This window comes from Pantoea sp. XAF26B01_ASV70, assembly GCF_054512635.1.
This window is the reverse complement of sequence record NZ_JBTNCJ010000002.1, coordinates 40,172-65,672: the sequence shown is the minus strand read 5'-3', so window position 1 is coordinate 65,672 and position 25,501 is coordinate 40,172. Positions and strand designations below refer to the sequence as shown.

Sequence of the window (25,501 nt, the reverse complement as noted above, 5' to 3'; positions counted from 1 at the left end):
TTATCCTGCCACGCCCTGATCAGGGTGAAAAGTGTCGTTGGTCTGAATGTGACCCCCATTAAAATCTGTCCGGAGGCATGAAACGGACTATCGGATCGGGGAGAGGGGTTAGCGTTTTAAATTCGTCAGCGAGGGGAAACCGGAGGCATCGATAATGAAACAGGATGCCAGCCTTACGGGCTCGCCTGTCAGAGCTTCGCGAGCGTCTTCAGCGTTTCTGGGTTCTGCTGCACCATGCGGATCAGTAAAACAGCCTGGGCGTTAGGTCTCGCCCTGCCCTGTTCCCTGCAACCGCACCAGCTCCTGAGTTAACAACGTGACCAGCTTCCGCACTTTATCCGGGATAAAGCGGGCATCGGGGAAAACTGCATAAAGATAGCGGTCGGGAAGCCGCCAGTCCGATAAAACCCGCACCAGTCGGCCGGATGCCAGCGCGTCTGCGCCGATAAGTGTTTGTAACCCACCGATCCCCAGCCCCGCTTCAAGGGCCTGCATCATTGCATCACTGTTGTTAGAGCGAAAAGCACTTTCTACCGGCACAGACACCCTCGTGGTCGCGGACACCAGCTGCAGCGGCGCATCGGGCGACACGCCGCTAAAACGTATGTGGGGATGGTGCTGCAGGTCACTGGGGGCTTGCGGCGTGCCGTTTCGCGCTATCCACTCAGGGGAAGCCACCAGCACGGTTTCAACCGTGGTGAGTGAAAGGGCAGCCAGTGTAGCGGGCGGCGATTCGCTGAGGCGGATTGCCACATCAACGCCTTCACCAATGAGATCCGACAGGCGATCCTCCAGCGCAATATTCAGACGCAGCGCGGGATGCGCCTGCTGGAATGCAATCAGATGCGGCATAAGCCGCTGCCCGATGCCGCTCGGTAGTTGCATATAGAGTTTGCCGTGAAGAGGCTGCGACTCAGGCCGTAGTTGCTGCTCCAGCTCTTCCATCGCGCTGAGCAGCTGCCTGACCTGCTGCAGATAATGCTGACCCTGCTCCGTCAGCGCCATTTTGCGGGTGGTGCGGTGCAGCAACACAACCCCCAGCGCCTCTTCAAGCGCGGCAATCTGCTGGCTTACCGCCGACTGCTTCATGCCGTTTTGCCGGGCCGCCGCCGAAAAAGATCCCGCTTCAGCAACCCGGATGAAGGTCTGAATCGCATTCAGTTTGTTCTGCATTTATTGATTTTCCTGATAAGTGACATCCGGTTCAGGGGATTTAATCAGAAATAAACGCAGGTGAGAATGCAGCTTCTCTCTTAACAGGGCAATGATCATGAAAACGACGCAGGATAAGAAGGTTGCGCTGGTGGCGGGTGCCAGCGGGATTGTCGGTCAGCAACTGAGTCAGGCACTGGTAGCAGACCACTGGCAGGTCAAAGCACTGACGCATCGGTCAGACTATGCAGTCAGCGGCACAGAGGTGATTGCGGTTGATCTGCGCGATAGCCAGCAGTGCCAGCAACGGCTGGCATCACTCACCGACGTCACGCATATCTTTTACAGCGCCTGGCTGAATGCTTCTGACTGGGGAACCATGGTCGGGCCGAATCTTGCCATGCTGCAGAATCTGGTTCAGACCATGGAGGATGTCGCCCCACTTGAGCATGTCAGTCTGATGCAGGGATACAAGGTGTATGGCGCCCATCTCGGACGCTTTAAAACGCCGGCGCGGGAAAGCGATCCTGGCGTACCGGGTGCTGAGTTTAACGCCGCGCAGCTGAACTGGCTGAGCGCACAACAGCAAGGTAAAGCCTGGCACTGGAGTGCGCTGCGGCCCGGTGTGGTCGGCAGTGACAGGCCGGGCAACAGCATGAACCTGGCGCTGAGCCTGGCGCTGTACGCTTCAATCTGTCGCGCGGCGCGGCTGCCCTTACGCTTTCCCGGTTCGCCGGAAACCTGGCACAGTATGGTCGATTTTACCGATGCCACTCTGCTGGCCGACGCGACGATCTGGGCCGCACGCACTTCTGACGCACGCAATCAGGCCTTTAATATCAATAATGGCGATCTCTGGCGCTGGAGTGAGCTATGGCCGGTCATTGCAGCGTGGTTTGAACTGGAGATCGCGCCGCCGGTTTCGCTGTCGTTACGGCAACTATTTCAGGATTATCGTGCGCTGTGGCGGGAAATCGCCGCTGCAAACGCGCTACTCCAGCCCGATATTCTGGCGCTCAGTGATGGTGTCTTCGCTGATTTTGTTTTTGGCTGGGATTACGACATGTTTGGCGATGGCAGCAAGCTGCGGCGGGCGGGATTCCACGGTTATCGCGCAACGGATAAGATGTTCTGCGATCTGTTTGCCCGCTTCCGGGCGGCCCGGATCATTCCGTGATAATCCGTTGAATACAGATGCAGAGAGCAGGAAAGTCGCTCTCTGCATCGGACCAGCATTAGCGCCCTTTCTTCTTACGTCCCGGCTGGACAAAGCGCTTGCGTGAGGCACCGTTAGCATCCGCTTTTTCAGCAGGTTTCGCCGCACTCTTCTGCGGTTTTTTGGCGGCGGCCGGTTTCGCCGGAGCTTTAGCTTTCTTCGCAGGTTTATCTTCTGAAGAGGAGTTCTCCAGCAGTTTAAACAGCTCAACGAGTTCGTCGTCAGTGAGATCGCGCCATTCCCCCAGCGGCAATCCCTTGAGATTAACGTTCATGATGCGGGTGCGCTCAAGCTTGGTCACTTCAAAGCCAAAATGCTTACACATGCGGCGGATCTGGCGATTCAGCCCCTGGACCAGCGTGATGCGGAAGACAAATGGCGCTTCTTTCTTCACTTTGCACTTTTTGGTCACCGTGCCCAGCATCGGCACGCCTGCGCTCATTCCGGCAATAAACTCATCGGTGATCGGCTTGTCGACCGTAACGACATACTCTTTTTCGTGGTTGTTACCGGCCCGCAGGATCTTGTTGACCAGATCACCGTGGTTGGTAAGGAAAATCAGGCCCTGAGAATCTTTGTCGAGTCGGCCAATCGGGAAGACGCGCTTGCTGTGATTGACGAAATCGCTGATGTTATCGCGCTCGCCCTCTTCCATGGTGGTGATAATCCCCACCGGCTTATTCAGGGCAATCAGCACCAGATCGTCTTCATCGCGCGGCTCGATAAGCTGACCATTGACCTTCACCACATCGCCTGCAAATACCTGCGCGCCTACAGTGGCGCGTTTGCCGTTAATGAAAACGTTGCCCTGCTCGATGTAACGATCGGCGTCACGACGGGAGCAGATGCCGCTCTCGCTGATGTATTTATTAAGACGAGTTGATGAGTCAGTCAGCATGATTCCTCCAAAAAACGCGGACTATACCTTACCGGCGGGGGCTTGCGAAGTCTTTGCACCGGAAACTTTTGCTCTGCTTTGCCAGCCTGACGGCAGCGGGCATTCACAGATCAATCGCCATCTCAGTACAGCGCAAATCGCTGCCCGCCAGCTTTGACGGATAGAAACTTTCGCCCAGCGGCCGGAAGCCATGCTGCTGGTAAAAACCCACGGCGTTCGGCGTCGACGCGAGCGTCAACCGGCGGTAGCCACGCTGCAGCGCCTCCGCTTTGATGGTGTTGATGATTAGGCCCGCCATTCCCTGTCCGGTGAACCCAGGCAGGGTAAAAATGGCTTCCACGCTGGCGGCGGCAAGGTCCAGCGATCCCATAGCAACCGGTACGTCGTCCGGACCATCAATCACGAAGAAGGGATTCATGCGGATCATTGCGGGAAAGCTGGCGGGCATGCGGTCTGGCGTCCAGGCGGCGAGCACGTCGGGTGGATAAGCATGCTGGCAGCCATGACGGATGGCCAGATTTCTGATGTTCCATAAATGGTGCGCCTCTTCGGGCGATGCCTGTCTGACAATCATAGTGCCCTCCGGCTCTGCAACAGAACCGCTACGTTATCACATCGCTTTGCGGCTATCTGCGAATACCGCCGGGTTCAGTGCCCCTGGCCTCGCCGCAGTTACGCGCGGTCATGAAGCGCTGCTGCATCAGCAACCGTGCTGTTTACGTGTTGCTGCATTTGCAACAGCTCGCTTATGCAAAACTGGATTTTAATCCTTTAACTTCAATTATTTAATCTCTGGCACGGTTACTGCTAAGTCTTTTCTTTTATATCTGAAAGTTTGGAAAAATTTACTGTTCCATTAATCCAGCTATATGCCAGGAGAAAATCATGTCACTGAACCAACCTTTACAGTTCGCCTACTGGGTGCCGAATGTCTCGGGCGGACTGGTGATCAGTCAGATAGAGCAGCGTACGCGCTGGGATGCCGAATACAACCGCAAACTGGCGCAGATCGCTGAACAGGCGGGTTTTGATTACGCGCTGACGCAGATTCGCTTTACTGCCGGATATGGGGCAGATAACCAGCATGAATCGGTCACATTCTCGCAGGATTTACTCAGCCACACCTCGAAATTAAAAGTGATTGCCGCTCTGCTTCCCGGCCCGTGGAATCCGGTATTGGCGGCAAAGCAGATTGCCACTATCAGCCATCTTTATGGTCCACGCATCGCCGTTAATATTGTCAGCGGCTGGTTCCGGGGCGAGTTCAAAGCAATTGGTGAACCCTGGCTCGATCATGAAGAGCGCTATCTGCGTTCAGAAGAGTTTATTCGCTGCCTGCGCGGCATCTGGCGTGAAGAGAGCTTTAGCTTTGCCGGCGATTTCTATCGCTTCCGCGATTACGTGATGAAACCCAAGCCGTTGTCACCGCTACCGGAAATTTTCCAGGGTGGCAGTTCACGCGCGGCGCGCGACATGGCCGCCCGGGTGTCAGACTGGTATTTTACCAACGGTAATACCCCGGACGGCGTTCGTCTGCAGGTCGCGGATATCCGTGAAAAAGCCGGACGTCATCAGCATCAGGTCAGAATCGGGCTGAACGGTTTTGTGATTGCCCGCGAGAGCGAACAGCAGGCGCAGGCGGTGCTTCATGAGATCATCAGCAAAGCCAACCCGGATGCGGTAAAAGGCTTTCAGCATGAGGTCAAAAATGCTGGCAGTGCCTCACCCGAAGGAGAGGGGAACTGGGCGAAATCGTCGTTTGAGGATCTGGTGCAGTACAACGACGGCTTTAAAACCAATCTGATTGGCACACCGCAGCAGATTGCTGAACGTATTATCGAACTGAAGCAGGCCGGAGTGGATCTGCTGCTGCTGGCATTTCTGCACTTTCATGAAGAGGTCGAATTCTTTGGCCGCGAAGTGATACCGCGGGTCCGCGAACTGGAGGCGCAGGCTTTGATCGAAGCGTGAAAAAGGTACGCCACAGAAGAGAGTTATACCCGACTGCATCCGGGGTGTGATGAACGCTCAGATCTGCTGCAACGTCGCCCGCCGCTATCATTATGAGAGCGACGGACAACGTCTGCAGGGCTTTTCACTCCGCAAAGCAGATCCGTTAAAAGCGGGCGTTAAGCCCGACGTTCCATGTCACCTGATGCATGTCGCTGTTGCCTGTTACCGCCGAGACGCCCGCAAAGGCATTCACCGAGGTGCCAAGCGGCACGCTCGCACCCACCGCCATATCGATCCAGTTATCATCACTGGAATCGCTGCTGCGGGTAAAGGCGGTGCGGGTCGATTTCAGTCCGGCGGTCACCGCCGAATCGCTGTCACCAAACTGGTGATTGTAGCTGACCTGCGCCCAGGGATTGATCAGCAAATCTTTGCTGTCGATACGCCAGCCCACTGCGCCGATTTGAGAGTGCAGCGTCTGGTCGCCAAAGCGCATTGAGGTGCTGCTGTTGCCCTCCTCTTTATAGCCATCGACCTGGGTGTAGTCGAGCGCATAGCTGGCCACCGGGCCAGTAGAAACATAGCTACCCAGCGGCAAATCCCAGCCGGTCTGCAGCCGCATTCCCAGCACCTTACCATTGCTGTTGCCCTTTTCCGTGCGGGTCGCCGGTCCCAGCCTGATCTGACGCTCAATATCATCAAAGTCGAGATCGGCATAATGGGCGTCCGCATTAATCCATCCCCGATCGAGATAATTCAACTGACTCCAGAGTGCCACCAGATTGCCGCGTAAACGGTAATCAAAGCGCGACGAGGGATCCTGACGTTGCGAGGTCGTAGAGAGCATGGCACCGGCCTGCCAGTGATCGGTCAGCTGATAGCCCACACCCACGGTGCCGCTGGCGCTGGTCGCATCGCCATCCTGCAGGCTGTCGCCGCGGAAATCACGCTGCTGCCCGGCATAACCGCCGAAAACAGTAAACTCGCCAGCACTGGCGGGCTGCTGACGCTGCTGCTGCAGATGTCCATCCAGCGTATTGCGCGCATCGCCCACCAGCATCGACGGCGCCTGACTCAGTGCAGCTACCTGCAGCGGCGCATTCAGCACCGACTGAATGTAATCGGCGATCAGCGCATGGACCGCCGGGCTGGGATGCAGTCTGTCTGCAAACAGATACTGCTGTGACTGCGAAAATCCTGTCGTCGAGGAGGTGCAGTCCATCGCCGAGACACCTGGCGGACAGGCCATTCCGGCCGTATTCGTGAGTCCATACAGGCCCGGATTATCGATCACCTCATTAAACAGGCCATTGATATCCACTCGCGCAATGTTCCCGCGTGCGGTCACCAGCCCCTGCTCTTCAGCCTGGTTGTAACGGTCGGTGAGGGCCGCCGCCTCCTGACTCAGTAACTGCCAGGCGGCAATCAGCTGCTGTGCAATGGCATCCCGGATCAGCGGAATTGAAGAGATTTGTCCGGCCGCCTCGCCAAGCGCGGTTTCAATCGCCTGCTCTCTTGCGGCACGGTCAGGCGTAGTGGTGGTGCTCAGCGACTGAAACAGCGCCGCCGTGGCAGGTTGTGCCGCTGGGCCAAGCACCTGCAGAATCGCCTGCAGCAGGGCGGGCGTTGCCCCTACATTAGGTACCGTCGGTACAATCACCGTTCCGGCTCCGGCATCCAGCAACCGGCTGACCTGTGAGGCCGCTGCACTGGCGCTGTTATCCACTATCTGCCGGGCAGCGAGAGGGGCAAGAGCCGCCGCCGCTAAATCATTGCCGCCAATCCAGTGAATATAGAGACCGTCCGAATCAGCTCGTCCGCCTCGCGCCGCAAGGTAGTTATCAAGCTGATCCTGAGTGTTAAACAGGGGATTAATTGCAGGTACCGCAACTGCGCCACCTTCGGCATAGTTGCTTCCGCCCTGCGATGAAGGGCGCAGGTTATCACCCAGCGACTGCGCTACGATCTCGTCATAGAGCGGATGGGTCGCGCCATCATAGGTAAAGCGCCCGACGTTCCCGCCATCACTCAGGCTATCGCCAAAGACGGTGAGGTCGCTCCAGGCCATCGCAGGGAGCGGCGACAGCAGGCTCAGGGTGGCACAGCAGAAAAGGTATTGCGCGTGAAGGGGTTTCATCAGCAGCTCCGCACAAATCAAATGAAAGTCAGTATCAGTAAGAACCGCACCGGCTGGCGCAGCAAGCTGTAAGCGTAGACGGCTGAGGAAAGGGGTGGCAGAAAATACGGGATCGCGCTCGCAAAGCGGAGAAATTTGACTTAAAGATCAGCCGTGCCGGTTCAGGTGAAATACCGGGAACCCACCACGGCGTCGTTACACTGGCTACTTTTTGCTGGCGGGCTTCAGCCCGCGATTAAGATCCTGTAACCGTTTCATCGTCTTAACGGTACGCTGTGGCAGCGTTGAGGCAACGGACAGGATCAGCATCTCCAGACAGACCATAATCGTGCCGTGCAGGGGAATGCGTCCCTTCTCGCCGCCGCGCGGCACATTGATTACGACATCCGCCTCGCGGGCGAAAAAGGAGTCGGTGGCGTTGGTCAGCAGAATAATCGGAATATCCAGCCGCTTCGCTTCACGTACCACGGTTGTCCCTTCCCGGTGCGCCGACTGTTGCGCCATCATGATCAGCACGTCGCCACGCTGTAGCGCCAGCATCTGCTCTGCCAGCGCAATTCCGGCACGGTTAAGGGAAAAGGCGGGCAGACCGATACGGTTGAGCAGCCGCACGCTGTAGTCCGCCAGAATACCAGAGGCGTTGATGCCGAAAATAGCGACCTGCCGCGCTTCGCCCAGCAGCGCCACGCTATCCGCTACCGCCACCCGATTCATTGACTGCGACAGCACCTCACAGGCGTGACGGTGGCCCTCCAGCACAAAGTCGATGGCGCTGTTCACATCACTGGTCACCTCACTGACGGTGGTGATCATCTTATCTTCAGAGGTCAGCGAAGGACCAAACCAGGCCTTTAGTGTCTGTTTGAGGTCACGCAGTCCGCTAAAGCCCAGCGCCTGAATCGCGCGGATTACAGTGGCATCAGAGGTGTGATTCGCCACAGCGATCTCCATCGCGGTGCTCTCCAGCACCGTTTCCCGCTGTTGATCGATATAGCGCGCCACCGCCAGCAGGCGGGGTGAAAGCTGCTTTTCACGGGCGCGAAGACGTTCTGCCACCACATCCACTCTGTTTTTAACGGGCCTGCTCTGTTTCATGCTGCACCTGCAACTGGGGTTAAATGTGTGAAAGACTCATTGCTGGTCTGGCTAAATGGAGAGTTTCAGGGCCGGGAGATGTAGTAAAAACGTCATGCTGCTTTATATTTCACCTGAAGAAGATGTGGATTTAACCAAAAACCTCACCTCCCCATGAAAATATATTCACTATTTTCAATTAAATAAAACTGCCAGCCAACATTTTTGCAGCGATAAACGACACGGAAAAAATGTAGTCAATTCTATTCAAATTATGTTTACTACTACAATATCGGATGTTTGAATGATTCTCAATTACAGATGAGAAGTATTGTCGTCCGGGAGACGAAATGATGTCTGACCCCTGATGCGATTCTCCTCTGCTTAAAGCGCTGCATATTGCAGACCACCTCCAGGGAAGCCCTGAGTGACAGACCGTCATGCAGGGCGTATTTGCTTCAGAAACTGCCAGTTACAGACACCAAAAGAAAAATGATAAACAAAGACTCACGATATCCGGCCCGGCACCCCGCTCTGGTCGTGGCGATCTGCAGCAGCATCATGCTGCCACAGGTCAATGCAGCAACCGACAGCGCCCCGGATATGACCGTGACCGCGGATGCCAGTTCAGAGGGAAATTACAGCGCCAGCCAGAGTAGCGTTGCCAGTAAAATGCCGACCGCGCGGATCGATGAGGCGCAGTCGGTCAGCGTGGTCACGCAGCAGCAGCTGGACGATTACCAGGCAAGCTCACTGGCGGATGCGATGCGCTTCGTCAGCGGTGTGACTGAAGCGAACACGCTGGCTGGCACCGAAGATGGCTTTGTACGACGCGGATTTGGCAGCAACGCCGATGGCTCCATCTACCGGGATGGCATCCGCAGCAGTCAGGGATTGAATTTCGATGCCACGACCGAGCGGGTTGAGGTGCTGAAAGGCTCCTCCTCGCTGCTGTATGGCATTCAGAATCCGGGCGGCATTATCAATGTAGTCAGCAAAAAGCCGCAATACAGCTGGCACTCCAGCGTCAGCGGACGTTACGCCAGTGAAGGTGGCGGTGCAGGCACCCTGGATGTCACCGGCCCGCTGGGCAACGGCTTCGCCTTCCGCCTGATCGCCGAAAAGCAAAATCAGGATTACTGGCGCAACTTTGGCAGTGAAGAGCACACACTGCTGGCACCCTCTCTGCAATGGTATGGCGAGCAGGCAAGTTTTCTGATCAGCTATGCCGACTACCGCTATGACATTCCCTACGATCGCGGCACGGCCTTTATCGACGGCAAGCCGATCGACATCGGTTATAAAGATCGGCTGGATGACAAAGCCAATCACGCCTGGGGCCATAACAAAACCCTGAATGCTCATTATGACTGGCAGTTTAATGATGAGTGGCGCACCCGGTTAACCCTGGGCTGGAACCAGCGGCGTTATGACAACAATGAAGTGCGCGTGACGGCGGTGAACGCCAGCAGCGGCGTGGTCACACGTCGCGCCGATGCCAATCGCGGGTTTAACCACAAAACCAAATATCTGAGCTGGGATCTGCTGGGTAATCCCGAAATTCTGGGTATGCAGCACGCGCTGGTGGTGGGCACCGACTATGAGATGAACCAGACTTATCGCGCCCATCAGTATCAGGGCAAGGTCAACCGCCAGTTCAACTATTACACGCCTGAATATGACCTGCTGTCACCGGTCACGGATGCCAGCACGGAAAATAGCGCAGCCGCCAATAACCTGAACCGTATTCATAGCCGGTCACTCTACGCCAAAGACAGCATTTCTCTGTCACCCCACTGGATTGTGGTGCTGGGCGGTCGTTATCAGCATTATGAACAGCGCGCCTCGCGCGGATTTAATCCGCAGGTGGAAACCCTGAATGATGAGGGTAATAAGTTTCTGCCGCAGGCGGGGGTGATCTACAAACTCACACCTGACCTCTCTTTCTACACCAGCGTCAGTAAGTCGTTCACCCCGTCAACCGACGTGGATGATGATGGCAATGTCGGCAAACCGGAACAGGGCACCAGCTGGGAGGTTGGCAGTAAATGGCAACTCTCGCCGAAACTGTTCGCCACCGTCGCGCTCTATCGGATAGACGAAAAAGCGATGTCGCTGAATATTAATGGCAGCACGCGGGCCATTGATAAAGCCCGATCGACCGGCGCTGAGTTTGAGCTGAACGGCGAAATTGCACCCGGCTGGGATTTAAGTGCGAACTACAGCTATGATCAGGCAGAGATCGTTAATGACCGGGTTAATCCGGATAACAATGGCAATCGTCTGCAGAATGCGCCGCGCCATGCCGGTGCGCTCTATCTCAGTCATGAGATGCAAATCAGCAGCCTGCCCGGCTCGTTCCGGCTCGGTGGTGGTGCTCGCTATGTCGGCAGCCGTGCGGGCGATCCCGATAACAGTTTCACCCTGCCCGACTATGTGGTGGCAGACAGTTTTGTGGCATGGAACAACCGCCTGTTCGGTGAAAAAACGCAGCTGCGTCTGAACATCAATAACCTGTTTAACCAGCACTATTACAGTTCAAGCGGCGGCAACCTGCGCGTCCGTGAAGGTGAAACCCGCAATCTGATGGTACAGGCCCGTGTTGAATTTTAAATCGCTGCGCTGTGCGTTATTAATGCTGAGCGTGATACTGGCCAGCGCTGGCGCACACGCCCGCACGCTGACCGACATCACCGGCCGCGAAGTAGAGATACCCGACCATCCGCAGCGTATTGTACTGGGTGAAAGCCGGATGCTCTACAGCGTCGCGCTGCTGACGCCCGGCAATCCGCTGCAGCATATCGCTGGCTGGCCACAGGATCTGAAAAAGTATGATCCCCAGACCTGGCAGATTTTTGCCCGCAAGTTTCCGCAGATGGAGGACATTCCGGTACTGGGTCTGGATGGCGTCAATGACATGAATCCCGAACAGGTGATCGCACTGAAACCGGACCTGGTGATCCTGCCGCAGCTGGCGCGCGGCAGTGAAAGCGGAGCAGTGCTGGAGAAGATGCTCAGCGCGGCGCATATCCCGGTGGTGAGGATCGATCTGCGGGTTGAGCTGCTGAAAAATACCGAGCGCAGCATGACCCTGCTGGGCGAGGTGCTGAATCAGCCCCAGCGGGCTGCTGACTTCAATCGCTTTTACCGCAGCCACATGCAGCGCATTGAGAGACGACTGGCGGACTATCACGGAGCTAAACCTAAAGTTCTTTTGCAGCTGCATCTCGGGCGGCGCAGTGAATGCTGCGTGACGTCGGTGAATGGCAATCTGGGTGAGCTGCTGCGCTTTGCCGGGGGCGACAACATCGCCAGTCAGCAGATCAAAGGCGTGTTCGGACGGCTGAGTGAGGAGAGTGTGATTGCGGCACAGCCCGACTTTTACTTCGCCACCGGCACCGGCAGCGCCGATGAAGCGGGAGCCTTAAAACTCGGCCCCGCCGTCACAACAGCGCAGACCCGGCAGAGCCTGCTGGCGCTGACCGGTCAGCAGAATGCGCTGAAGCAGCTGACGGCATTGCGGGACGGTCATGCCGGGGCAATCTGGCACAACTTTTACCTCAGTCCGTGGCACGTGGTAGCGACAGAATTCTTCGCCACCACGCTCTATCCGCAACTGTTCCGCGATGTCGATCCTGAACAGACATTGCGGCAGCTGTTCCATGATTTCCTGCCGATCCCCTATTCGGGCAGCTACCTCTACCGGCTCGCACCGGAGGCGACGTCGGACTCAGGCGGCTGACAGCCCGCGATTTTTCACCCGGACGATATCGGCCATCACCGACAGCGCAATCTCCGCCGGGGTTTTGCTGCCGATAGGCAGGCCGATGGGCGCATGGATGCGGTCCAGTTCGGCACGATCCATGCCGGCGATCTGTTGTAGTCGCGCCCGTCGTTTCTCGCTGTTTTTCGCCGAGCCCATGATGCCGATATAGAACGCGGGTGTCGCGATCGCCTCCATCATCGTCAGGTCATCAATGCGGGGATCGTGGGTCAGTGCCACAATCGCCACCGCTGCATGCGCCCCGTTCAGCTCCAGCCAGCGCGCCGGATGCTGTGACACCAGCGTCACATTGTCCGCAGCACTGAAGTGGCTCTCCAGCTCCGTCAGCATCTCCGGTCGGTGCTCACAGACCCGCACATGAAAACCCAGCATCTGCCCGAGCCGGATGCACTCATATGCCACAGTCGAGTAGCCCGCGATCAGCAGTTCCGGTATCGCGCCAACCGGCAGTAACATCTGCTGCTCACTGGCATCCAGCGCAGGCAACACCCTGTCAGGGGCGAGCACTTCCCACTGCGCACGTTCGCCGGGTCGTATCATTTTCACCATCGGCTGCTGTCCGCTCAGCGCGCGCTGCATGGCCGTCAGCAGCGCCAGCGTGGCATCATCGGGCGGCAGAAACTCAATGACGATCTCCAGGCTGCCGCCGCACGGCAGGCTGACGTCAGGACGTATTCCGCCTTCACCGTACCGCACCCGCTGACTGCTGGCGCGATAGGCTCCTGCCGCCAGTTGCGCCAGAAAATCCTCTTCAATGCAGCCGCCCGACAGCGATCCGCAGTAAGCACCCGTTTCGTTGACCGTCATCAGGGTGCCAGGCGCGCGCGGCGAAGATCCATAAGTGCGCAGCACCGTGCAGAGCCAGACCTGCTGACCCGCCTGGCAGCTGCTCAGTGCCGCATTAATCACACGTTGATCCAGCGTAATCATGAAAATTCCTTTATTAACTGCAGATCAGCAGGAAGATCGATATCACACAAACAGCCGCGATCCTGAAGCGGCAGCCGAACGGCGAATGACTTCACCGCTGCCTGCGGCCCGGCATCGCCCTGTAGCGTGCTCAGCATCGGGTAGTAGTGGTGCTGAAAGCCCACCGGATGGCCCGGCCTGCCGTCAATCCACGGTCTGACGATCGGCGCGTCAGCCAGCGCGGCGCTGACGGCGCGGTAACTTTCAGGCGTGACAAACGGCATATCGCCCAGCGCAATCAGCCAGCCGTCATAGTCACGGCTGGCTTTGACTCCTGCGGCGATCGATTCGCCCAGCCCGCCGCTGTCACACAGCACCAGGGTAGCCTGCGAGCAGAGCGCCTTAAGCGCAGCGGCGTCCGGGCGCGTGACCACAAACAGGTCAAGACCACTGGCAGCGGCCTGCTCCAGCGTGCGTTGCAGCACCGGTTTGCCATCCAGATCGGCCAGCAGCTTATGCTCACCCGCCTGCTGGCGAAAACGGCGACTCAGCCCGGCGGCCAGCACAATCAACGCTATCTTCACTCTTTCTCTCCGCTAAGCGTGAAAAACGGGCGCAGGTTTCATCCCGCGCCCGCATATCCTCACATCGACCTGCTGGCAGCAGGTCAGGAACAGGCTCAGATAATCTTATCGAGAGTAATAGGTAAGTCGCGCACCCGCTTACCGGTGGCATGGAACACCGCATTACTGATCGCTGCCGCCACGCCCACGATACCCAGCTCACCCACGGCTTTACCGCCCATGGTGGTCGCCTCAAAATCGGGCTCGCCAACGTTGATGGTGGTAATGCTCGGGATGTCACCGTTAACCGGCACCAGATAGTCCGCCAGGTTGTTGTTGATCACCCGACCATTGCGTGGATCGACGATGCCCTCTTCCATCAGCGCCTGACCGACGCCCATGATCATGCCGCCAATCCACTGGCTGCGCGCCAGTTTAGGGTTGTAGAGACGACCGCTGTCGAGCGCCGCCACCATCCGTTTGACCCGGATAGTGCCGAAATCTTCATCGACCCGCACTTCCACAAACTGCGCGCTCCAGCTGTGGGCCGAGAATTTTTCAGGGCGGCTCATGTCATTAAGGTTGCGCACCATCTTGTCGCGCTCGCTCTGTGACAGATCGTCCGGGAAAGTGCCGCCTTTCACCGTCAGACTCTCCGCCGGTGCCAGGCTTGCCAGCCGGGCAAATGAGACCGCCAGACCGCTGCGCAGATTATGCTGAACCCCGTCGCCTTTCAGCGTGAGCTGAGATGCCGGAGTGCCATTCAGTGGCGACTGTGGCAGCTCGCTGGCGAGTTTCAGCAGCTGGTCGCGCATTCGTCTGGCGGTATCGTTCACCGCCGCGGTCACGTTGCCCGCCAGCTGCGATCCACCTGCGACACCGGCACGCGGCAGCTCAGTATCACCCAGCTGAACCTCAATGGTGGTGGAGGCGACGCCAAGAATGTCGGCAGCGGTCTGCGCCAGGATGGTATAGGTCCCGGTGCCGATATCCGCACCGGCGCACTGCACCACAAATTTACCCTGTGGGGTCAGGATGATTTTTGCCTCGGCAGGCAGTTTGTTGACCGGATAGGTGCCAGAGGCCATGCCCCAGCCAATCAGTTCACGCCCTTCGCGCATCGACCGCGGCGTCATAATGCGCTTATCCCAGCCAAAGGCTTCAGCCCCTTTCTGATAGGCTTCTTTCAGGCGACGCGAACTCCACGGCAGATCGAGCTGATAATCTTTGTCCGCCCAGTTGCGCAGACGCAACTCCAGCGGATCGATATTCAGGGCATAGGCCATCTCATCCATCGCCACTTCAAGACCAAAGGCGCTGGGGTTTTCGCCTGGCGCACGCATCCAGCCTGGCGTCACGGTATTGATCGGCCTGACCTGATGCTGGGCGGAGACGTTGCCCACCGCATACATGCGGGCGGTGACTTTGCTGCAGTTCTCAGCAAATACATCGATTAATGAGGTTTCACTGAAACTGCGCTGGATAATCGCCTGGATCTTGCCGTCACGCGAGGCACCCAGTTCCAGCTGCTGCGAGGTGGCGGGACGTCCGCCCAGACCAGTAAAGGTCTGCGGTCGGGTCAGCGACACTTTGATAGGACGCTTCAGCGCTCGTGATGCCACACTGGCCAGTGCGACGTGGGTGTAAGGCACCGGCTTGGACCCAAATCCCCCGCCGACATAGGGCGAAATAATCCGCACATCTTCAACGTCAATGCCCATCCACTCGGCGATTTCCACCTGCGCGCCTGCCACCCACTGACTCGGCTCCCAGACGGTCATGCGTCCATCCTGCCACTCAGCGACACAGGCGTGCGGTTCCATCGGCATGTTGTATTCGCGCGGCGTGGTATAGCGCTGGCTCAGACGCACCTCGGCCTGCTGCATCGCCGCCTGTGCATCGCCCATATCGATATCCTGTTTCGATACCGGTTTCGGTTCGACACCCTCATCGGTGGCAAAAATCAGTGCAGGCGAGGTTTCATAGTCGATCTCCACCAGCGAGGCGGCATAAGTTGCCTGCTCAAACGTCTCTGCCACCACCAGACCGATGTTCTGGCCATTGTGAATAATCACATCGTCCTGAATCGGGGTATAGGTTGACTGCGCCGCACCGCCGTCTGCAATCGCGGTAGGTTTGTTGATCTTCAGGCTATTCAGATGGGTATAAACCGCCACCACACCCGAGGCCTGCTGCGCCTTTTCCGTCGACATCCGGCTGATACGGCCGCTGGCAACAGTAGACTGGATCACCACGCCATAGAGCGGATTTCCCGGCTGATGTTCTACCGCATACCGCGCCTCACCGGTGACTTTTACTTTGCCGTCACCCCGCGAGCGCCCGGCGCCCAGTCCCTCAATCGGATCGGTGGTTTCTGGTTCCGCCGTGGCAGTATCACTGGCACTGGCGCTTTGCATACTCAGACCCAGGCTGCCCGCCGCTGAGATCGCCGCCGTCGCCTTCAGTAACTCCCGACGTGCTTTGTCATTTACGTCACTCATGCGGTTTCTCCTGCTGCCATCAGCGCACGTGCAATCACACGCGGCGCCAGTTTTACTTTATAGGCGTTGTGGGTCAGCGCCTGCGTCTCCTGAGTAATCCGTTCTGCCGCCTGGAAGACCGTCTCTTCATTAAACGGCTGGCCCTCCAGCGCCTGCTCCACCGACCTGACCCGCCAGGGTTTGGTGGCGACGCCGCCCAGCGCAATATGGACCTGACGCATCACGCCGTTCTCCAGCGTGAAGCCTGCGGCCGCGCTAGCTGCAGCAAACTCATAAGAGCTGCGGTCACGGACTTTAAGGTAGTGTGAGTGTCGCAGTGACTCGGTTTGCGGCACTTCAATGGCCACAATAATTTCGTCATCGCGCAGATCGTGCTCACGATCAGGTGTGTCACCCGGCAACAGGAAGAAATCATCAATCGCGATGCGACGGGTTTCGCCCTGCTGATTCTGCAGGACCACGATGGCGTCAAACGCCACCAGCGCCACCGCCAGATCGCCGGGATAGACCGCGATGCAGCTGTCGCTGGCGCCCAGGATGGCATGATTGCTGTTAACGCCATCCAGTGCGGCGCAGCCGGAACCCGGATTGCGTTTGTTGCAGGCGGAAAAGGTCGCCGGATCGCGGTAATAGGCGCAACGGGTACGCTGGCGTAAATTACCGCCCAGCGTGGCCATGTTACGAATCTGCGGTGACGCGGCCTGCCACAGGCTGCCGTAGATGGCTGGCGCGTTCTGCTGGCAGGCGGGATGATCTGCCAGGCCGCTCATGGTGACCAGCGCGCCGGCCGTGATCTTATCGTCGTCAAACTGCAGGTTTTTAAGCCCGGTCAATCCAGTGATGCCGATGAGCTGCGGCGGCGTGAAGACCCCACACTTCATCAGATCGAGTTGTGTGGTGCCCCCTGCCAGAAACTGGCTGCCAGACTGCTGTTTCAGGGCTGCGGCTTCCTCAGGCGACTGCGCGACTTTCCAGCTGAATTCATTCATGCGGACTCCTTCGCCATCTCTGCTGCGGCCTGTTTAATCGCATCCACAATGTGCGGATATGCTCCACAACGGCAAAGGTTGCCGCTCATATACTCACGGATCTCATCTTCTGAACCCGCATGGCCCTCTTTGATGCAGGCGACGGCGGACATAATCTGACCCGGTGTACAGTAGCCGCACTGGAAGGCGTCATTCTCCATAAAGCAGCGCTGCACCGGGTGCAGCTCACCTTCGGTGGAAGCCAGCCCTTCAATGCTGGTCACTTCGGCGCCATCCGCCTGAGCCGCCAGCGTCAGGCAACTCAGCACCCGCTGGCCATTAATCAGTACCGTACAGGCACCGCACTGCCCCTGATCGCACCCTTTTTTGGTGCCGGTCAGGTTAAGATGCTCACGCAGCGCATCAAGCAGGGTGACACGGGGATCGACCTGCATCTGCTGCGACTGACCATTAACCTGCATTGTTAGCGATATTTTTTCCGACATTGTCTGCTTCCCATTGTTGGGGGCCAAAAGATTTAATTTTTTATAGGTTTATTTCTGACGGGGTTCGAATCGGGGGAAAATCGTGATAACCCTAATCTTTACGCGCGTATCTCTGCTTTAAGGTTTAGCAGCTTTTTGGCAATTTTGCGGGGAAGCCGGGAAAAGTAAGTGTTATCTGAATGGCGGAGCGAGGTTGAATCGGGATAAATATGTGTTCATACAACGCTCATCTAAATGATTTTATTAATTTTATTGAAAAAAGCTTTTATAGCCGTCGTTCATAGGGTTTATCTGTCCGCCTCATTAATCCTGCCGCGAAATGTGTAACCCTGAAAGGCAATTTCGGGTCTGATAGCAGGTCGGGTAGCGAAGCCGTAGTTAACGTCGATAAATCGGCCTGTCCCGACCGGGATAACCGATCAAACAGGTCAGAGGGCCTATGCTGAAAGAAAATTTTAACGATCTAATCTATCTGGTGGTGGTAGCAGAAGAGCGCAGCTTCACCCGGGCAGCGGCGAAGCTGGGTGTGTCGCAGTCGGCACTGAGCCACGCGATTCGCGCTCTGGAAGAGCGTCTTAGCGTCCGGTTGCTGACGCGCACTACTCGCAGCGTTGCCCCGACAGAAGCGGGTGAAAGGCTGATCACTACCCTCGCCCCGCTGTTCAGCGAGATTGAGTCTGAACTGGTCAATGTCACTGACAGTCAGGGTAAAATCTCCGGCAACATTCGTATCACCGCAGGCGAACATGCGCTCACCTCTACACTCTGGCCGCTGCTCAGGCCCTTTCTTCAGCAATACCCCCATGTCCATGTTGAAGTGTCGGTGGATAACAGTCTGACCGATATTGTCAGCGGCCGTTTCGATGCAGGCGTGCGACTGGGTGAGCAGGTCGAAAAGGATATGGTGGCGGTACGCATCGGGCCGGACTGGAATATGTGCGTGGTGGCAGCCAGCAGCTATTTTGATCAGCACGGCAGACCTGAGACTCCCTATGATTTACAGCATCATAACTGCATCAACCTGCGGCTGCCGACGCTGGGTGGCCTCTATAACTGGGAGTTTATGCGTGATGGCAAGGAGATCAGGGTCAAAACGCAGGGTCAGTTAATTTTTAATCATCTCGCGTCGCGCATTGATGCCGCACTGAGCGGGATGGGGATCTGCTATGTGCCGCAGGATAGCGTTGCGGAACACCTTAAAAGTGGCCGTCTGGTTCAGGTTTTGGCTGACTGGTGTGAGCCTTTTCCGGGTTATTATCTTTACTATCCCAGCCGCAGACAGCACACCAGCGCCTTTACACGTTTGATTGATGCGGTGCGCTATCGCGGTTGAGAGACAGCCGCGATAGCCAGTCAGCTGGCATTAAGCCGCTGACGTTCAAGCTGTCGCGTTTTGCGGCCTGAAATCACCATCGCCACGATAAACACCAGTGCAAACAGCACCACGATCGTGGGTGCTGGCGCGCTGTCGATAAAGAACGAGAGATAGACCCCACTCAGCGACACCAGCACCGACACCACGACCGCCACCAGCAGCGCATGTGAAAAGCGGCGGGTAAGCAGAATTGCGATAGCACCGGGTGCAATCAGCAGGGAAATCGACAGGATAATTCCTACTGCTTTCAGCGTCGCCACAATGGTCAGCGAGACCATGCAGAGCAGCCCATAATGCAGCCAGCGTGCGGGTAAGCCAGAGACCTGCGCCTGCTGCGGATCAAAACTGAACAGCATAAAATCACGCCATTTCACCGCAATGACCCCAACGATCACCGCTGCGATAAGCGAGGTCTGAATTATGTCAGCGCCCGTAATGCCCAGCATGTCACCAAACAGAATGTGATCAAGATGCACCTCCGGTTTCACGGCGATATAGAGGATCAATCCCACCGCGAACATGCCGGAAAAGACGATTCCCAGCACCGTATCCTGCTTGATGCGACTGTTGTCCTGCAGAAATCCACTGGCAACGGCACAGAACAGACCGGCGACAAACGCGCCCACCGCCAGCGGCAGCCCGGCCATCCAGGCGAGGACGATGCCAGGGAATACCGCATGGCTCATGGCATCGCCCATCAGCGCCCAGCCTTTCAGTACCAGAAAGACCGACAGCAGCGCACAGGGGACCGCCACCACCAGCGCAATCAGCAACGCGCTGTTCATAAAAGCGAACTGGAAAGGTTCAAAGATCCACATCAGCCAGGCTCCTTTTCGGGACGATGGCGGCCGCGACGCCGGTTAGCAAGCAAGCCATGTTTGGGCGCAAAAACAAACGCCAGCAGGAACAGCAACGTCTGCGCCACCACGATGATGCCGCCCGTTGCGCCATCCAGGTAGTAACTCGCCCAGGCACCGAGAAAACTGGTGATACTGCCAATCGCTACGGCAATCATCAGCAGACGCGGGAAGCGGTCAGTGAGCATCCAGGCCGTCGCGCCTGGCGTCACCACCAGACAGATCACCAGAAATGCACCGACGGTTTGCAGCGCCGCCACGGTTGAGACTGCCAGCAGGGTAAAGAAGAGGACTTTCAGTCGTTCAGGACGCAGTCCGATGGCGCGCGCGTGATTCTCATCAAAGAAGGTGACCATCAGATCCTTCCACTTAAACAGCAGAATGATGATCGACAGCCCGCCAATCAGCGCCAGCTGAAGTATATCTGCGGGCGCAATCGCCAGAATATTGCCGAGCACAATGGTCTGAATGTTTACCGCGGTCGGATTGAGCGACACCATAAACAGACCCAGACCAAAGAAGGAGGAGAAGATCAGGCCGATGATTGCATCTTCTTTTAAGCGGGTGCGCTGATTGAGTAACAGCATACTGCCCGCCGCCAGCCCACCTGAGAGAAACGCGCCCAGCGCAAAGGGCAGTCCCAGCATGTAAGCACCCGCTACGCCCGGCACGATGGAGTGCGACAGCGCATCGCCAATCAGCGACCAGCCTTTGAGCATCAGGTAGCAGGAGAGAAACGCACACAGGCCGCCGACCATGGCGGAGACCCACATCGCGTTGAGCATGTAGTGATAACCAAAAGGCTCCAGTAACAGTTCCATGGTCAGTTCCCGTCTTCAGGTGCCGTACGTGGCGCAATAAAAGGCCGCTCATCGTCGGTGATAATCTGATCGTCCAGCCCTTTCACCATCACATGACGCAGCACCCCACTGAATGCACGCTCAAGGTTGGCGGCAGTAAAGGTGGTGCGGGTCGGGCCGCTGGCCAGAATGGTGCCTTTAACCATCACGGTGTAATCGCAGAACTCCGTGACCGATCCCAGATTATGCGTTGAGACCAGCATGGTCTTGCCTTCATCGCGCAGCTCACCCAGCAGACTGATGATTCTGGCCTCAGTCTGAACGTCCACGCCGGTAAACGGCTCATCCAGCAGGATAACGCTGCCCTGCTGGGCAATGGCGCGCGCCAGAAATACCCTTTTCTTCTGTCCGCCGGAGAGTTCACCGATTTGACGATGCCGGTAATCCAGCATATCGACCCGCGCCAGCGCATCACTGACAATTTGCTGGTCGTGCGGTTTCGGTCGACGCAGCAGGCCCATATGACCGTAGCGACCCATCATTACCACATCTTCCACCAGCACCGGAAAAGACCAGTCCACCTCTTCCGACTGCGGCACATACGCGACCAGAGTCTGACGCAGTGCTTCACGGGTTGGCATGCCGAGCACTGAGATGCTGCCGCTGGCGAGCCGGACAAAGCCCATCAGCGCTTTGAACAGGGTTGACTTGCCTGAGCCATTGACGCCCACCAGCGCCGCAATCGATCCGCCCGGCACGCTGAAGCTGGCATCATGCAACGCGGTGTGACCGTTGCGATAGGTCACGGTGACATCCGAAACAACGATGGTGTCTGTCATTGCGCTTTCTCTCCCGCTTTAATGCCCTGTGCCAGCCTCTCCGTGGTGACTCTGAGCAGATCCAGATAGGTCGGCACCGGTCCCTGAGCGTTGCTTAATGAGTCGACGTAAAGCACCCCACCGTAATGCGCACCCGTTTCCCGCGCGACCTGGCGGGCTGGCTTATCCGACACGGTGCTTTCACTGAACACCGCCGGAATCGCATTTTTCTTCACCTGGTCGATCACTTTTCTCACCTGTTGCGGCGTGCCTTGTTGATCAGCATTTACAGGCCACAGGTAGAGTTCTTTCATGCCCAGGTCGCGAGCCAGATAGGAGAATGCGCCTTCGCTGGTCACCATCCAGCGTTTATCCTCCGGGATGTCGGCAATCTGCTGGCGAAGCGGATCCAGCGCTGCGGTGATTTTTTGTTTATAGGCAGCTGCGTTCTGACGATAGGTTTCCGCATGCGCCGGGTCATATTTCACCAGCGCATCACGGATATTATCGACATAGATCAGCGCATTGTCCGGAGACATCCAGGCGTGCGGATTCGGTTTACCGTTATAAGGCCCCTCGCCAATACCGATCGGTTTTACCCCGGCAGAGACAATCACTTCCGGCACCCCATCCAGATGCTGATAAAAACGCTCAAACCAGCGTTCGAGATTAAGCCCGTTCGCCATGATTAACTGCGCACCCTGCGCACGTTTGATATCGCCGGGCGTCGGCTGATATTCGTGTATTTCAGCACCCGGTTTGGTAATGGAAGTGACTTCGGCCGCATCGCCCGCCACGTTTTTTACCATGTCAGCGATGACCGTAAACGTCGTCACTACCTTAAATTTTTCTGCTGCATAGCTGCTGGTCGCCATCAGGGTTGTCAGTAGCGCACTCAGTAGCATCATGGTTATTTTTCTTTTCGGGACCATAGGGCGATCTCCAGAGGTGATTAAAAACAGAACACAATTAGCATAGGCTATTTTTTATAGCACAGGCTATACCTTTGTAACAGCGAAGGGTTGTGAAGTTTCTTCAGCGTCCGGGCCCGAATGTGAAGTTTTGTAAGCTAGGTGTTTTACTTATTGATATGTAAAAAGTTAATTTCATTGATGGAAAGTTTATGGAAAGCGTGATGTATAGCTATAACCGGGTTTTACGCCTTTCTCATCTGTGGTTGAGTAAACCGCAAAAGCGATAACAGGATTACAAAAAGGCCATCCTGGCTGTGCAATTGACCGAAAAGCGCTCTGACACCTGGCGGCACTCACATGACACGCATAGCAGACCGACAATTAAAATAATCTTATTGATAGGCTGAATTGATTAAGCTTCGTAAATTTTTTTGCTACAGTTAATGTTACTTACCGCAATCACCCAGGAGGATAATTTGTATTTTTCCAGCGACGAAAAAGCGAATGTCATCATTGGCGAAGCCGCAATGAACCTGTTTAATGCCGGTCAGGAAGTGAATGTTGAACTGCTGATTAATGAACTAAGGGTCATGGCTGACTCTGAAGTTAATGAGACTCGCCTTGAGCAGATGCAGCATGCGCTTCAATGGCTGATGGGGTTCAAAACCATCGGTTCCCGCAGCACCGCCCCGGCGAACTGGCTTGCCAAAACCACTGGCAAAGAGCCCGCTGCTCCTGTCTCTGCCGATGACATCTTCTTTAAACACTAACCCAGGTGTGCCGTTCCTCTCCGGCCTTAATATTCAGGTCGGAGCGTCGGTGGGGTGTGAATGATACAAGAATCTGGTACAATTTTTACCTCGCTACAAACTCCTCGTAACACCCTGTTTTAAAAGCCTTAGCACTTTTTGCACAAAAAAATTAATCCCAAAAATCCAAAATTCTGTACAAGTTTTGCAAAGATGTATAACTTGCGCATCCAGAGTGCATACATTTAAATCACCTGAGGACAACAACATGCGTCAGAACGGACAAGCTCCGGAAACGATCAGCGATATTGCCCGTTACTTTAATCAGGCCAGCTCACCGTCGCAACAGGAGACGCTGGGTTCGGTTGTGGTGGAAATTCTGCGCGCAGGTCATAGCCTTAGTCGGAAAACGATTTGCAGTAAACTGCTGAGTCGCCTTGAACTGGCTGCCACGCCAGAAGAAGAGAGTCATCTGCATGAACTCATTGCGATGCTGTTTCGTCGCGAAGATTAATGCCCTCTCACGGTCGTGCATGTTAATCAGGACGCCTGTTTCAGCCATCACCCAGGAAGATCTATCCTAGCAATAAAGCCCAGTTCTGCTTCCCGTATCGGGTGCACTAAGTCGCACCCGCTGACGCATACGGACCCGCAGCATGGCCATTGATTCGCAATCAGAGAAGCCAGTATGTACAGAAGTGAAGATGAGAAACTGACAGATGTTATGATCGGCGAAGCCGTTCTGACATTACTCAAGTCAGACAAACCGGTATCCAGCAACGCCTTAATCGCACAGCTCGAACTGATGGCTGCTGATGCTGACGACGCCGTGAAAGTGTCAGTGATTCGCAAAGCCATCACTGAAGTCCGTAATGGTATGGTTGCCGCGCGCAAACGCGTGCAGGGCGACGGTGCCGAACGTGATAACACGGCTCATCGTATGAACAGTGATGGCCCGCCTGAAGGTTCGAAAAAGCACTGATTGAGCGTACTGCGTACCTGATACATGCGGCTAATTTTAAGCGAAGCGGCAGACCTGAACAGAATTTTTAAGGCGGGCTGGGCAAAACGAAAACTGCGCCTACACTCGTTTTTGACTTCAACCATTGCATCTGACCCATTTTCCTCAGAGAAAGAATAATCATGCAGCATTCATCATCAGATTCTTCAATCATTGACTACTTCCGTAGCGCAGGCGATCAGCTTGCTCCGGAAACTGAACTGCTGGGCGCAGTGATTCGTGACATTGTTGCTGATCAGGGACGTGTAACCAATAAAGCGATCATCCTCTATTTGATCGCTGAACTGGAATGCACTTCAGATGTTGTCAGGCTGGATGTGTTACGCAAAACGCTGGAAATCGTGGTTGGCCGCACGCCAGACGATACCGGCATCTGATACGCCATTCTGCGTTACCTCTGGTAACGCAGGATACTCTTCCCCCTCGCCCGCTTTTGTTTCCTTCCCTCACTTTCGCTGTATACCCGATATGCCACACAGAAATTATCCGATATAAAAATTCTTTTGCAGGTTAATGATGTAGCAGGGATTTGATCCCGACGATAACGCTTTTTTGCAATCATGCCAGATGATGATCATTCAGGCTTAATAAGACCTGCCAATGAAAAGGCGAACTTCTTTATCAGAAATTCGCCACCCCTAATGAATAATCAACAGAAAGATCTGACTGACATTTTTAATGAGGTCATCAACCGTCTCGCTGAATAAAAAACAAACGACTCACAAAAAATCCGTTTTAATGGCTGCGAGCAATATGCAAAGCCTCTTATGATCGCCGATGTCAAAGGTAGCAGGGACGCTATCATGACACAGGCCGGGACAACGCCCGGCATCAGGCCTGGCAACCTTAATGCATCTTACGAGTGAAAAAGCTTATCGCTTCCTGACACAATGCTTTCAGCCTGCTGTCACGCGTCTCTTCGCTCAGGCGAAACAGCGCGTCCGTAATGTCGTGGAAATGAACCGGCTCTCCCGCCTTGATCAAATCACTGACTACCGCACCAACCAGCGCACGGATTTCATTATCGTTGTCGTACTTCACACGACCTCCCGATGGTGTATGCATATACAGTCTATCATTAGCGGGAGCCAAAAAACAAAAAAGCCGTAGGGTGGGAAATATAAGCGAAGCGGCAAAAAGGTTATTAACTATACAACTTCAGAATATTATCTTGCTTTATTTTCACCCCATGCAGCCCTGAAGCTATAAATAGCCAAAACGTGGTAGCAACCGCTGTAATCTATTTATGCCCATGTATATTGAGAGTTGGATAGTTATATATCGCGGAAACAGACTTTTGGCTGAA

24 protein-coding genes and 1 pseudogene are annotated in these 25,501 nt (G+C 55.9%); 9 read left to right on the top strand and 16 right to left on the bottom strand.

Annotated features, from left to right (window positions below; all coding sequences use genetic code 11):
• Positions 1-188: 188 nt before the first annotated feature.
• Both ACX8ZY_RS19810 and ACX8ZY_RS19805 read right to left on the bottom strand, forming a co-directional pair.
• A pseudogene (locus ACX8ZY_RS19810) lies at positions 189-284 on the bottom strand (helix-turn-helix domain-containing protein); the annotation flags it as partial.
• A complete protein-coding gene (locus ACX8ZY_RS19805) occupies positions 262-1,173 on the bottom strand; it encodes a LysR family transcriptional regulator (protein WP_158132383.1) in 912 nt (303 codons plus the stop codon). The pseudogene ACX8ZY_RS19810 and the gene ACX8ZY_RS19805, both read right to left, overlap by 23 nt.
• Positions 1,174-1,270: 97 nt before the next feature.
• Here ACX8ZY_RS19805 and ACX8ZY_RS19800 point away from each other — a divergent pair, with 97 nt between their 5' ends.
• A complete protein-coding gene (locus ACX8ZY_RS19800; RefSeq protein WP_060679407.1) occupies positions 1,271-2,329 on the top strand; it encodes an SDR family oxidoreductase in 1,059 nt (352 codons plus the stop codon).
• A gap of 58 nt (positions 2,330-2,387) precedes the next feature.
• Here ACX8ZY_RS19800 and rluF read toward each other — a convergent pair whose 3' ends face one another.
• Both rluF and ACX8ZY_RS19790 read right to left on the bottom strand, forming a co-directional pair.
• Positions 2,388-3,266, bottom strand: coding sequence for a 23S rRNA pseudouridine(2604) synthase RluF (gene rluF, locus ACX8ZY_RS19795; protein ID WP_033768811.1), 879 nt, complete (start codon positions 3,264-3,266; stop codon positions 2,388-2,390).
• 103 nt (positions 3,267-3,369) lie between these two features.
• On the bottom strand, positions 3,370-3,840 hold the full coding sequence (locus ACX8ZY_RS19790) for a GNAT family N-acetyltransferase (protein ID WP_010670550.1): 471 nt from the start codon (positions 3,838-3,840) through the stop codon (positions 3,370-3,372).
• A 311-nt stretch (positions 3,841-4,151) separates the two neighbouring features.
• Here ACX8ZY_RS19790 and sfnG point away from each other — a divergent pair, with 311 nt between their 5' ends.
• The gene (gene sfnG / locus ACX8ZY_RS19785; protein WP_010246924.1) at positions 4,152-5,237 is read left to right on the top strand and encodes a dimethylsulfone monooxygenase SfnG; all 1,086 of its coding nucleotides are present in this window, start codon (positions 4,152-4,154) and stop codon (positions 5,235-5,237) included.
• 145 nt (positions 5,238-5,382) lie between these two features.
• Here the strand turns inward: sfnG and ACX8ZY_RS19780 are convergent, their stop codons facing one another.
• Together ACX8ZY_RS19780 and ACX8ZY_RS19775 are read right to left on the bottom strand one after the other, a co-directional pair.
• On the bottom strand, positions 5,383-7,356 hold the full coding sequence (locus ACX8ZY_RS19780; RefSeq protein WP_052271326.1) for an autotransporter domain-containing esterase: 1,974 nt from the start codon (positions 7,354-7,356) through the stop codon (positions 5,383-5,385).
• A 204-nt stretch (positions 7,357-7,560) separates the two neighbouring features.
• Entirely contained in the window at positions 7,561-8,451 is an 891-nt protein-coding gene (locus tag ACX8ZY_RS19775; RefSeq protein ID WP_158132384.1) for a MurR/RpiR family transcriptional regulator, read from the bottom strand.
• A gap of 471 nt (positions 8,452-8,922) precedes the next feature.
• On the opposite strand from ACX8ZY_RS19775, the gene ACX8ZY_RS19770 reads away from it, so the two are divergent.
• Positions 8,923-11,043, top strand: a complete 2,121-nt coding sequence (locus tag ACX8ZY_RS19770) for a TonB-dependent siderophore receptor (protein ID WP_158132385.1) — start codon at positions 8,923-8,925, stop codon at positions 11,041-11,043.
• Positions 11,044-11,065: 22 nt separating this feature from the next.
• Positions 11,066-12,172 carry an ABC transporter substrate-binding protein gene (locus tag ACX8ZY_RS19765; RefSeq protein ID WP_158132430.1) on the top strand — a complete coding sequence of 369 codons (1,107 nt, stop codon included), beginning with the start codon at positions 11,066-11,068 and terminating at the stop codon, positions 12,170-12,172.
• Here the strand turns inward: ACX8ZY_RS19765 and ACX8ZY_RS19760 are convergent.
• From ACX8ZY_RS19760 to ACX8ZY_RS19740, 5 genes are all read right to left on the bottom strand, one after another.
• Complete coding sequence (locus tag ACX8ZY_RS19760; RefSeq protein ID WP_158132386.1) at positions 12,161-13,144, bottom strand: XdhC family protein; 984 nt, start codon at positions 13,142-13,144, stop codon at positions 12,161-12,163. The genes ACX8ZY_RS19765 and ACX8ZY_RS19760 overlap by 12 nt on opposite strands.
• Positions 13,141-13,707 (bottom strand): nucleotidyltransferase family protein, encoded by a 567-nt coding sequence (locus ACX8ZY_RS19755; protein WP_050679273.1) that lies wholly within the window; start codon positions 13,705-13,707, stop codon positions 13,141-13,143. Before ACX8ZY_RS19755 ends, ACX8ZY_RS19760 begins: the two co-directional genes overlap by 4 nt.
• A gap of 95 nt (positions 13,708-13,802) precedes the next feature.
• Positions 13,803-16,187, bottom strand: coding sequence for a xanthine dehydrogenase family protein molybdopterin-binding subunit (locus ACX8ZY_RS19750; RefSeq protein ID WP_124890650.1), 2,385 nt, complete (start codon positions 16,185-16,187; stop codon positions 13,803-13,805).
• Positions 16,184-17,176 (bottom strand): FAD binding domain-containing protein, encoded by a 993-nt coding sequence (locus ACX8ZY_RS19745; protein ID WP_033760775.1) that lies wholly within the window; start codon positions 17,174-17,176, stop codon positions 16,184-16,186. The genes ACX8ZY_RS19750 and ACX8ZY_RS19745 overlap by 4 nt, the downstream gene beginning before the upstream one ends.
• The gene (locus ACX8ZY_RS19740) at positions 17,173-17,661 is read right to left on the bottom strand and encodes a (2Fe-2S)-binding protein (protein ID WP_022624540.1); all 489 of its coding nucleotides are present in this window, start codon (positions 17,659-17,661) and stop codon (positions 17,173-17,175) included. The genes ACX8ZY_RS19745 and ACX8ZY_RS19740 overlap by 4 nt, the downstream gene beginning before the upstream one ends.
• A 439-nt stretch (positions 17,662-18,100) precedes the next feature.
• Between ACX8ZY_RS19740 and ACX8ZY_RS19735 the strand changes: the two genes are divergently transcribed.
• Complete coding sequence (locus ACX8ZY_RS19735; protein WP_425021136.1) at positions 18,101-18,994, top strand: LysR family transcriptional regulator; 894 nt, start codon at positions 18,101-18,103, stop codon at positions 18,992-18,994.
• A gap of 20 nt (positions 18,995-19,014) precedes the next feature.
• Here ACX8ZY_RS19735 and ACX8ZY_RS19730 read toward each other — a convergent pair whose 3' ends face one another.
• From ACX8ZY_RS19730 to ACX8ZY_RS19715, 4 genes are read right to left on the bottom strand one after another with little or no spacing between them, the layout of a single operon-like run.
• On the bottom strand, positions 19,015-19,854 hold the full coding sequence (locus ACX8ZY_RS19730) for a metal ABC transporter permease (protein ID WP_062758976.1): 840 nt from the start codon (positions 19,852-19,854) through the stop codon (positions 19,015-19,017).
• Positions 19,854-20,714 (bottom strand): iron/manganese ABC transporter permease subunit SitC, encoded by an 861-nt coding sequence (gene sitC, locus ACX8ZY_RS19725; protein ID WP_010246899.1) that lies wholly within the window; start codon positions 20,712-20,714, stop codon positions 19,854-19,856. Before sitC ends, ACX8ZY_RS19730 begins: the two co-directional genes overlap by 1 nt.
• Before the next feature lie 2 nt (positions 20,715-20,716).
• On the bottom strand, positions 20,717-21,532 hold the full coding sequence (locus tag ACX8ZY_RS19720) for a manganese/iron ABC transporter ATP-binding protein (RefSeq protein WP_425021135.1): 816 nt from the start codon (positions 21,530-21,532) through the stop codon (positions 20,717-20,719).
• Positions 21,529-22,419 (bottom strand): metal ABC transporter substrate-binding protein, encoded by an 891-nt coding sequence (locus tag ACX8ZY_RS19715; protein ID WP_425021134.1) that lies wholly within the window; start codon positions 22,417-22,419, stop codon positions 21,529-21,531. The genes ACX8ZY_RS19720 and ACX8ZY_RS19715 overlap by 4 nt, the downstream gene beginning before the upstream one ends.
• Positions 22,420-22,901: 482 nt before the next feature.
• On the opposite strand from ACX8ZY_RS19715, the gene ACX8ZY_RS19710 reads away from it, so the two are divergent.
• The 4 genes from ACX8ZY_RS19710 (at position 22,902) to ACX8ZY_RS19695 (ending at position 24,572) form a co-directional block, all read left to right on the top strand.
• Positions 22,902-23,195 (top strand): hypothetical protein, encoded by a 294-nt coding sequence (locus ACX8ZY_RS19710; RefSeq protein ID WP_010670559.1) that lies wholly within the window; start codon positions 22,902-22,904, stop codon positions 23,193-23,195.
• 247 nt (positions 23,196-23,442) lie between these two features.
• The gene (gene ycgZ / locus ACX8ZY_RS19705; protein WP_010246891.1) at positions 23,443-23,688 is read left to right on the top strand and encodes a regulatory protein YcgZ; all 246 of its coding nucleotides are present in this window, start codon (positions 23,443-23,445) and stop codon (positions 23,686-23,688) included.
• A 174-nt stretch (positions 23,689-23,862) separates the two neighbouring features.
• Positions 23,863-24,156, top strand: a complete 294-nt coding sequence (locus tag ACX8ZY_RS19700; protein ID WP_010670560.1) for a hypothetical protein — start codon at positions 23,863-23,865, stop codon at positions 24,154-24,156.
• A gap of 161 nt (positions 24,157-24,317) precedes the next feature.
• Positions 24,318-24,572 (top strand): biofilm/acid-resistance regulator YmgB/AriR, encoded by a 255-nt coding sequence (locus ACX8ZY_RS19695; RefSeq protein ID WP_010246887.1) that lies wholly within the window; start codon positions 24,318-24,320, stop codon positions 24,570-24,572.
• Positions 24,573-25,041: 469 nt separating this feature from the next.
• On the opposite strand, the gene ACX8ZY_RS19690 is transcribed toward ACX8ZY_RS19695, so the two are convergent.
• A complete protein-coding gene (locus tag ACX8ZY_RS19690; protein ID WP_010246886.1) occupies positions 25,042-25,236 on the bottom strand; it encodes a hypothetical protein in 195 nt (64 codons plus the stop codon).
• Positions 25,237-25,501: the final 265 nt, after the last annotated feature.

Coding starts and splice junctions, on each gene's coding strand:
- ACX8ZY_RS19805 (WP_158132383.1), bottom strand. CDS start 1,173: ATGCAGAACAAACTGAATGCGATTCAGACCTTCATCCGGGTTGCTGAA.
- sitC (WP_010246899.1), bottom strand. CDS start 20,714: ATGGAACTGTTACTGGAGCCTTTTGGTTATCACTACATGCTCAACGCG.
- ACX8ZY_RS19760 (WP_158132386.1), bottom strand. CDS start 13,144: ATGATTACGCTGGATCAACGTGTGATTAATGCGGCACTGAGCAGCTGC.
- ACX8ZY_RS19740 (WP_022624540.1), bottom strand. CDS start 17,661: ATGTCGGAAAAAATATCGCTAACAATGCAGGTTAATGGTCAGTCGCAG.
- ACX8ZY_RS19745 (WP_033760775.1), bottom strand. CDS start 17,176: ATGAATGAATTCAGCTGGAAAGTCGCGCAGTCGCCTGAGGAAGCCGCA.
- ACX8ZY_RS19780 (WP_052271326.1), bottom strand. CDS start 7,356: ATGAAACCCCTTCACGCGCAATACCTTTTCTGCTGTGCCACCCTGAGC.
- ACX8ZY_RS19735 (WP_425021136.1), top strand. CDS start 18,101: ATGCTGAAAGAAAATTTTAACGATCTAATCTATCTGGTGGTGGTAGCA.
- ACX8ZY_RS19720 (WP_425021135.1), bottom strand. CDS start 21,532: ATGACAGACACCATCGTTGTTTCGGATGTCACCGTGACCTATCGCAAC.
- ACX8ZY_RS19800 (WP_060679407.1), top strand. CDS start 1,271: ATGAAAACGACGCAGGATAAGAAGGTTGCGCTGGTGGCGGGTGCCAGC.
- ACX8ZY_RS19750 (WP_124890650.1), bottom strand. CDS start 16,187: ATGAGTGACGTAAATGACAAAGCACGTCGGGAGTTACTGAAGGCGACG.
- ACX8ZY_RS19730 (WP_062758976.1), bottom strand. CDS start 19,854: ATGTGGATCTTTGAACCTTTCCAGTTCGCTTTTATGAACAGCGCGTTG.
- ACX8ZY_RS19695 (WP_010246887.1), top strand. CDS start 24,318: ATGCAGCATTCATCATCAGATTCTTCAATCATTGACTACTTCCGTAGC.
- ACX8ZY_RS19770 (WP_158132385.1), top strand. CDS start 8,923: ATGATAAACAAAGACTCACGATATCCGGCCCGGCACCCCGCTCTGGTC.
- ycgZ (WP_010246891.1), top strand. CDS start 23,443: ATGCGTCAGAACGGACAAGCTCCGGAAACGATCAGCGATATTGCCCGT.
- ACX8ZY_RS19700 (WP_010670560.1), top strand. CDS start 23,863: ATGTACAGAAGTGAAGATGAGAAACTGACAGATGTTATGATCGGCGAA.
- rluF (WP_033768811.1), bottom strand. CDS start 3,266: ATGCTGACTGACTCATCAACTCGTCTTAATAAATACATCAGCGAGAGC.
- ACX8ZY_RS19775 (WP_158132384.1), bottom strand. CDS start 8,451: ATGAAACAGAGCAGGCCCGTTAAAAACAGAGTGGATGTGGTGGCAGAA.
- ACX8ZY_RS19765 (WP_158132430.1), top strand. CDS start 11,066: ATGCTGAGCGTGATACTGGCCAGCGCTGGCGCACACGCCCGCACGCTG.
- ACX8ZY_RS19790 (WP_010670550.1), bottom strand. CDS start 3,840: ATGATTGTCAGACAGGCATCGCCCGAAGAGGCGCACCATTTATGGAAC.
- ACX8ZY_RS19715 (WP_425021134.1), bottom strand. CDS start 22,419: ATGATGCTACTGAGTGCGCTACTGACAACCCTGATGGCGACCAGCAGC.
- sfnG (WP_010246924.1), top strand. CDS start 4,152: ATGTCACTGAACCAACCTTTACAGTTCGCCTACTGGGTGCCGAATGTC.